Source organism: Methanofollis sp., assembly GCF_028702905.1.
Taxonomy (GTDB): domain Archaea; phylum Halobacteriota; class Methanomicrobia; order Methanomicrobiales; family Methanofollaceae; genus Methanofollis.
This window is the reverse complement of record NZ_JAQVNX010000108.1, coordinates 1-6723: the sequence shown is the minus strand read 5'-3', so window position 1 is coordinate 6723 and position 6723 is coordinate 1. Positions and strand designations below refer to the sequence as shown.

Here is a 6723-nt window from a genome sequence, read left to right as displayed (position 1 = left end):
CGTGAGATCGGCGTCCTCTTGCCGGGGACGGCCGGATAACGGATGGTGGAGGGGCCGTGGATGAGCGCCTTCACCACCGTCTTTGTCATCTGAAAATATCCCATGCTTCCATCACCTCTCCGCGCAGCCGATGCAGGGATCGATGGAGAGCACGATCACCGGCACGTCGGCGAGTTCGCAGCCCTCCAGCATCTTCACCAGGGGCGGGATGTTCGTCAGGGTCGGCGTCCGCACCCTGTGGCGGGCGAGGTGGCGGGTGCCGTTGCCCTTCACATAGTGGACCACCTCGCCGCGGGGCTGTTCGGCCCGTGCGAAGTATTCGCCCTCGGGTTTCCCGGTCACCTTCACCTCGATGGGACCGTCCGGGATCTTCTGCACCGCCTCCTTGATGATATCGATAGAGGAAAACAGTTCCTGTGCACGCACCGCGCATCTGGCATAGCAGTCGCAGCCGTCCTCGACGACAGGCTTGAAGTGGATCTTCCCGTAGGCGGCATAGCCGAGCATCCTCGCATCCGAGGCGACGCCGCTCCCCCTGAGGGTCGGACCGACCGCACCAGAGTCGTAGGCCTCCTTCGCCGGGAGGATGCCGACATTCTTCATCCTTCCCTTCACGGAACTGTCATTGAGGAAGACGTCCATCAGGTCGGAGAGTTCTCCCCGCATCCCGTCGAGGTTCCCGACCATCTCGTCGAGCTTCTCCGCGTCGATGTCGCGGCGGACGCCGCCGACCTTGCAGCTCCCCTGGATCACGCGGCCGCCGGTCGTCGCCTCGAGTTCGTCGAGGATTGACTCCCGCAGGCGCCACGCGTCCATGAAGAGGTTCTCAAAGCCCATTGCATCGGCAGCAAGACCGAGCCAGAGGAGGTGGGAGTGCATCCTGGAGTACTCCGACCAGATCGTCCTGAGGAAGAGGGCCCTCTCAGGCACCTCGACGTTCATGACTGCCTCGACGGCCTGGCAGTAGGTCGCCCCGTGGATGAAACTGCAGATCCCGCAGATCCGCTCGGCCAGATAGACATACTCCGGGTACTCCCTCTTCTCCACCAGGGTTTCAAGGCCGCGGTGGACATAGCCGATGGACGGGATCGCCTGCTTCACCTTCTCATCCTCGATGACAAGGTCGAGGTGGATCGGTTCAGGCAGCACCGGGTGCTGGGGGCCGAAGGGTATGACTATTTCTTTTGACATTTTTCCACCTCCCTGAAACTGATATTGCTGAATGGGTACTGCTTTGCCGTCCGCAGGAGCGTCCCCTTGAAGTCGATGTTGATGTCGGTGAACGCCACGCCGAAGAAGTCGTGGGTCTCGTTCTCGTAGATGAACGCACCCCAGTAGATCCCTGAGATGCTCGGCACCTTTGTTCCCGCCGGCACGAGGAGGCGGAGGACCACCATGTGGTAGTCGATGTCGAAGCAGTAACTGAGTTCGAAGCTCTCGTCCACCTTTGTGCAGCTGATCTGGACGAGGCGATAGCCCTTCTCATGGTAGGCCCGCACCGCCGGCAGGAGTCCGTCGATCGTGCACTCGGTCATCGGCTGGTCTTCAGGCATGGTGAGCCTCCTTTTTCGTCATGTTTGCTCTCTTTTCTTCCAGGATACCGAGCGACTTCACGATCCCGTCGATGATCGACTCGGGCCGTGCGGCGCATCCGGGCACATAGACATCGACCGGGATCACCTGGTCGACGCCGCCCGAAACATTGTAACACTCGGCAAAGACGCCGCCCGAACAGGCGCAGATTCCGACGGCCACGACGACCTTCGGGTCAGGCATCTGCTCGTAGATGTTTTTCACGACCTCGCGGTTGAGGTAGTTGACACTCCCGCTGATCACGAAGATGTCGGCGTGCTTCGGGTTCCCGGTGTTGATGATCCCGAACCTCTCCACATCGTAGAGCGGCGTGAGGCAGGCGAGCACCTCGATGTCGCAGCCGTTGCAGCTCGATGAGTCGTAATGGATTAGCCAGGGCGATTTCTTCAGATATGCCATGTCTCACACCCCCAGATAGAAGTAATACAGGACGGCGAGGTTGATGAACCCGAGCGTCACTGCAACGCCCCATCCTTCCTTCATCGTCCACTGCCACTTCATCCTGGAGAAGGTGTTGTCGATGAAGACCTCCAGGAAGTAGGTGACGGCGATGACGGCGAGTGCCAGCAGCGGGTTGAACCCGAAGAACAGGTACACGATGCCGAGCAGGACGACGGTCTCGTACCAGTGGGCGATCTCGATCTTGGCAAGGGTAGCTCCCGAGAACTCGGTCGTAAGCCCTTTCACCAGTTCCTGGTGGGCGTGGTGCGAGGTCGAGATGTCGAAGGGGGACTTGCGGAGCTTGATCGTCAGCACGGTCAGGAACCCGATGAGGACGCCGGGCAGGTACAGGGCGGCCGGGACCTGGGATGCCGCGATCTCGTTCACGTAGAAGCTCCCGGTGACCAGGTACAGGCCGACGGCGGTGAGGATGATCATCGGCTCGTAGGCCATCAGGGTGATCAGTTCCCTCTCCGCACCGACGTAGCTGTACGGCGAGTAGGCCGCATAGGCGCCGAGGACGATGAAGATGTGCGCCAGCGTGAAGGCGAAGATCACGAGCAGGAGGTCCCCTCCGGCAAAGAAGAGGGCCCCTGTCACCGCCATGAAGACGAGGTACGAGAGGATGTAGAAGTTCTGCGACGGCGTGACCGTCACGTCCTCCTTCTCGAAGAGTTTCGCCACGTCGTAGAAGGGCTGGAGGAGCGGAGGCCCGACCCTGCCCTGCATGCGTGCGGTGAGTTTTCTGTCTATACCGGCGATGAGCCCGCCCGCGATCGGGGCGAGGAGCAGGTAGAGGACTGCGGTGAACACAGAGATCATAGCGCCACCCCCGCGATGACGGCGATGGCCGCCAGGATCAGGAGGATACAGAGGGGATTGCCGACCTTCAGGAGTTTTGCCTCACCGAAGAGGTCGGTGAAGTAGTAGTTCCTCATCGTCATCTCACGCTCGATGCCGAGGGACCCGAGGAACTTCATGTCGGGCGTCGTCGGCCTGCCGCCCATGTAGGCCGGCATCGTCCGTCCCTGCTTCCTGTACGAGAGGTAGGAGAGGGGCAGGACGAGGAGGAGCGCGATCATCAGGACCATGATGATGACATTGTCCTGGGCGAGCCGCGCCGTCTCGTTGAAGATGCCGAGGACGTAGGGCTCGACGAGGAACGAGGAGATCAGGGGGAAGAGGAGGGCCGCAAGCACGGTCATGGCCGTGAGGCTCCCGAGGACGACCCACTTGCCGGTGGAGACCGTGCCCTCGAGGTTCTCGCCGAAGGGCGTGACCTCGATGATCTTGCCCATCCACTTCGCCCAGAAGAAGACGGTCACGGCGCCGCCGAAGGCCAGGATCATCACGAAGATGAGGCCGAGCGGGGCGACGATGAAGGCCTCGATCGCGGCCCACTTCGAGATCAGCATGCCGAAGGGCGCAAGGAACATGCCGGCCATGCCGATGAACATCATGGCCGCGACCTTCGGGAGACGGACGATCAGGCCGTCCATGTCCTCGATGTCGCGGCTGCCGGTCCTGTGCTCGACAGTCCCGACGCAGAGGAAGAGGAGCGACTTTGCGACCGCGTGGAAGATGATCAGGAATATCGCCGCCCAGACGAGCTGGGGTGTCCCGACGCCTGCGCAGGCCACGATCAGGCCGAGGTTCGCGATGGTCGAGTAGGCCAGGACCTTCTTTGCATTGCTCTGGGATATGGCGATCCCCGAAGCGAGGAGGAAGGTCACGGCGCCGACGAAGGCGATCGAGAGGCCGGCAAGGCTGCCGGCGAGCACCGGAGCGAAGCGGACGATGATGTACACGCCGGCCTTGACCATGGTGCTCGAGTGGAGCAGGGCGGAGACCGGGGTCGGTGCGACCATGGCGCCGACAAGCCAGCCCGAGAAGGGCATCTGGGCGCTCTTTGTCAGTCCGGCGAAGCTGATCAGCACCGCGGGGATGATGGCGACGGCCTGGCCGGAGGCAAGGAGTGCGTTGAGTTCAAGAAGGCCGCCCGAGGGGTCGACGGATGCGAGATACAGGATTGCTCCGGCAAAGGCGATCCCGCCGAGGAGGTTCAGTTTCAGGGCGAGGAAAGCGTTGTTCGTCGCCTCTTCCGTCTCCGAATACCCGATGAGGAGGAAAGACGACAGGGTCGTGATCTCCCAGAAGAAAAAGATCCACGGGATGTTGTTGGAGAAGACGAGGCCGAACATCGCGGCGAGGAAGATGAAGATCACGAAGAAGAACATCCGCCTCCGGTCACGCACCTCCGGGTGGTGGCCATGGTAGGTGTCCATGTAACTGGTGGCAAAGACCGCGATGAGGCTGCCGATGATGCCGATGATCAGGGCCATGATGATGGAGAACTGGTCGATGAAGAGGTTCATCTCAGGCTCCACTACCATGCCCCAGGTGATCTCGTAGTAGATCATCATCGCCGACTGAATGAGTACCAGCAGGACGGCGATCGGTTGTTTGAACCTGACTCCCAGGTACAGGAGCAGGAGTGCGATACCCATCTCTAGAGCGAACATCACCAGACTCGTCGGCTCGAAGGGGAAGGTGTAGTACACCGCTCCCTGTGTAAATGAGGAGACGAGAAGGTAGATGGATCCCGCCGAGATGACGAGTGCCCCCAGAGCGACGATTGCATGCCTCACCCTGTTATTATTGAGCAATAGCAGGATGGCTGCAATGATACAGGGGAATAGTATCAGGAATATCAGGTCGTACATCCCTATCCCTCACCTACCCCATGGAATTTTGTGGTTTATTAACCATGCGAAACACCGATCATATCGGAGCCTTATCCATTGAGTTTTTTTCGTCATCTCATCGGTTCCGGTCGCTTGACCGGTAAAAACGGGGATGAAATATCCGTCTCAGGATATTCAATACTATTTTTATGGTCGTATTGGCCCCTGATTGGGCGGTGCTCATTGTTGCGCGCTCCAAATGACAAAAAACCTTCATGATTAATATTTATCATGGTCCAAACCCGGACGCAAACCCTGTCCTTTTAATCTATGCATCCACATGGTACATGCAATGCGTCCGTCATATCTCGGAAAGATCCAGCTACGCTGGTGCGATGCCTGCCATACGCCCGTGCTCGGGGAGCAGTGCGCCTGCGGGGAAAAAACCCACGCGGTTTCCATCACCCCGCCTGGCGATGCACGCCCGGCCTTTGCGTCAGACGTCGCACTCGTCAACAGTATCTTCATCGATTACTTCGGCGTCCCCCTCATCCCTGAGGGGCACCTCGCCGTCCTCAACAAGGTCCCCGATCCTGACAGGATGGAGGAGGTGGTCCTGGGCGGCACGGTTGTTGCGGCCATCAGGTACATGCCCGACGAGGGCGTCTGGGAACCCCTGCCGCGGCCGTCCGCGTGCCGGTACATGAAACCGACGAAGCGCTACGTCGTCGTCGACGACGGCGCCGTGGCGTCGATCCGGGAGGGCGGGTCGAGTCTGCTTGCGCCGGGCCTTGTGGAGATCGAGGACTCGGTCAGGACGGGCGACGAGGTCTTCCTCCTCTCGCGGAGCGGCGAGTGCATCGGCGTCGGCCGCGCGCGGGTCGATGCGGCCGAAGCGCGCACGATGGAGAGGGGCGCGGTGGTGCGGACCCGGAAGATCGGGGATGCCGACGCCGTGCCCGGCGAGGCCAGCTGGGACGACGCCGTGAGGGCGAATACCCGTATTCTCGATGCTTATGAGGGGGCGGCGCTCGACTTCATCAGGAGGGTGCGGGAGAGTCATGCCCATCTCCCGGCGAATGTCTCGTATTCGGGCGGCAAGGACAGCCTTGTCACCCTCATCCTGGTGCTGAAGGCGATCGGCAAGGTGCCGGCCCTCTATGCCGACACGGGCCTGGAGTTCCCTGAGACCGAGGAGAATGTCGCCACCGTCGCCGAGCGCTATGGCGTGGAGGTGGTGCGGGCCGAGACAGGCGAGGCCTTCTGGAAGAACTTCGAGGTCGAGGGACCGCCGGCGGTCAATGCCCGCTGGTGCTGCCGCGTCGCAAAACTCGAACCTGTGTCCAGGGTGATCGACGAGCGGTGGGGCGAGTCACTCTCTTTTATCGGCCAGAGGAAGTACGAGTCTCTCAACCGGAAGAACAGCCCGAGGGTCTGGCGGAACAGGATTGTCGGGAACCAGGTCTCCGCAGCCCCGATCCAGCACTGGACGGCGATGCATGTCTGGCTCTATCTCTTCAAGGAGCACGCCCCCTACAATGTGCTCTACGAGAGGGGGCTCGACCGGATCGGCTGCTTTATGTGCCCGTCGAGCGACCGTGCACTGCTGGTGCGGATAAAGGCGGCCTACCCGGACCTCTGGCAGGGGTGGACGGAGAGGCTCGACGCCTGGGGCGCCGCACACGGCATGCCCGCAGACTGGGCGGCAGAAGACCTGTGGCGGAAGAGGGAGTCTGGCGGCGATGAAGACGATAGTTATAATTGATTACGGGCTTGGCAACCTCCGGAGCGTCAGGAAGGGGCTGGAGAAGGCGGGTGCGTCCCCGGTGATCTCGGCGGACCCCGACCAGATCGCCGCGGCGGACGGCATCGTCCTGCCGGGCGTCGGCGCCTTCAGGGACGGCATGGAGATGCTCGGCCCGATCGAGGGGACGGTCCGCGAGGCGGCGAGGGAGGTGCCGGTCCTCGGCATCTGCCTCGGCATGCAGATGCTGATGGAGAGTTC

6 protein-coding genes and 1 pseudogene are annotated in these 6723 nt (G+C 61.4%); 2 read left to right on the top strand and 5 right to left on the bottom strand.

Features of this window, described 5'->3' with window-relative positions:
- Positions 1-111: 111 nt before the first annotated feature.
- From PHP59_RS10705 to PHP59_RS10685, 5 genes are read right to left on the bottom strand one after another with little or no spacing between them, the layout of a single operon-like run.
- The gene (locus tag PHP59_RS10705) at positions 112-1191 is read right to left on the bottom strand and encodes a nickel-dependent hydrogenase large subunit (protein WP_300166790.1); all 1080 of its coding nucleotides are present in this window, start codon (positions 1189-1191) and stop codon (positions 112-114) included.
- A complete protein-coding gene (locus tag PHP59_RS10700) occupies positions 1176-1553 on the bottom strand; it encodes an NADH-quinone oxidoreductase subunit C (RefSeq protein WP_300166788.1) in 378 nt (125 codons plus the stop codon). Before PHP59_RS10700 ends, PHP59_RS10705 begins: the two co-directional genes overlap by 16 nt.
- Complete coding sequence (locus tag PHP59_RS10695; protein WP_300166786.1) at positions 1546-1992, bottom strand: NADH-quinone oxidoreductase subunit B family protein; 447 nt, start codon at positions 1990-1992, stop codon at positions 1546-1548. The genes PHP59_RS10700 and PHP59_RS10695 overlap by 8 nt, the downstream gene beginning before the upstream one ends.
- 3 nt (positions 1993-1995) lie before the next feature.
- On the bottom strand, positions 1996-2856 hold the full coding sequence (locus PHP59_RS10690) for a respiratory chain complex I subunit 1 family protein (RefSeq protein WP_300166784.1): 861 nt from the start codon (positions 2854-2856) through the stop codon (positions 1996-1998).
- Positions 2853-4757 (bottom strand): proton-conducting transporter membrane subunit, encoded by a 1905-nt coding sequence (locus tag PHP59_RS10685; RefSeq protein WP_300166782.1) that lies wholly within the window; start codon positions 4755-4757, stop codon positions 2853-2855. The genes PHP59_RS10690 and PHP59_RS10685 overlap by 4 nt, the downstream gene beginning before the upstream one ends.
- Positions 4758-5070: 313 nt before the next feature.
- On the opposite strand from PHP59_RS10685, the gene PHP59_RS10680 reads away from it, so the two are divergent.
- On the top strand, positions 5071-6483 hold the full coding sequence (locus PHP59_RS10680; RefSeq protein ID WP_300166780.1) for a phosphoadenosine phosphosulfate reductase family protein: 1413 nt from the start codon (positions 5071-5073) through the stop codon (positions 6481-6483).
- Positions 6461-6723 (top strand): annotated as a pseudogene (hisH, locus tag PHP59_RS10675) (imidazole glycerol phosphate synthase subunit HisH); the annotation flags it as partial. The gene PHP59_RS10680 and the pseudogene hisH, both read left to right, overlap by 23 nt.

Excerpts from the sequence above, each read along its gene's own strand:
- PHP59_RS10705 (WP_300166790.1), bottom strand. The coding sequence starts at position 1,191 with ATGTCAAAAGAAATAGTCATACCCTTCGGCCCCCAGCACCCGGTGCTG.
- PHP59_RS10700 (WP_300166788.1), bottom strand. The coding sequence starts at position 1,553 with ATGCCTGAAGACCAGCCGATGACCGAGTGCACGATCGACGGACTCCTG.
- PHP59_RS10695 (WP_300166786.1), bottom strand. The coding sequence starts at position 1,992 with ATGGCATATCTGAAGAAATCGCCCTGGCTAATCCATTACGACTCATCG.
- PHP59_RS10690 (WP_300166784.1), bottom strand. The coding sequence starts at position 2,856 with ATGATCTCTGTGTTCACCGCAGTCCTCTACCTGCTCCTCGCCCCGATC.
- PHP59_RS10685 (WP_300166782.1), bottom strand. The coding sequence starts at position 4,757 with ATGTACGACCTGATATTCCTGATACTATTCCCCTGTATCATTGCAGCC.
- PHP59_RS10680 (WP_300166780.1), top strand. The coding sequence starts at position 5,071 with ATGCGTCCGTCATATCTCGGAAAGATCCAGCTACGCTGGTGCGATGCC.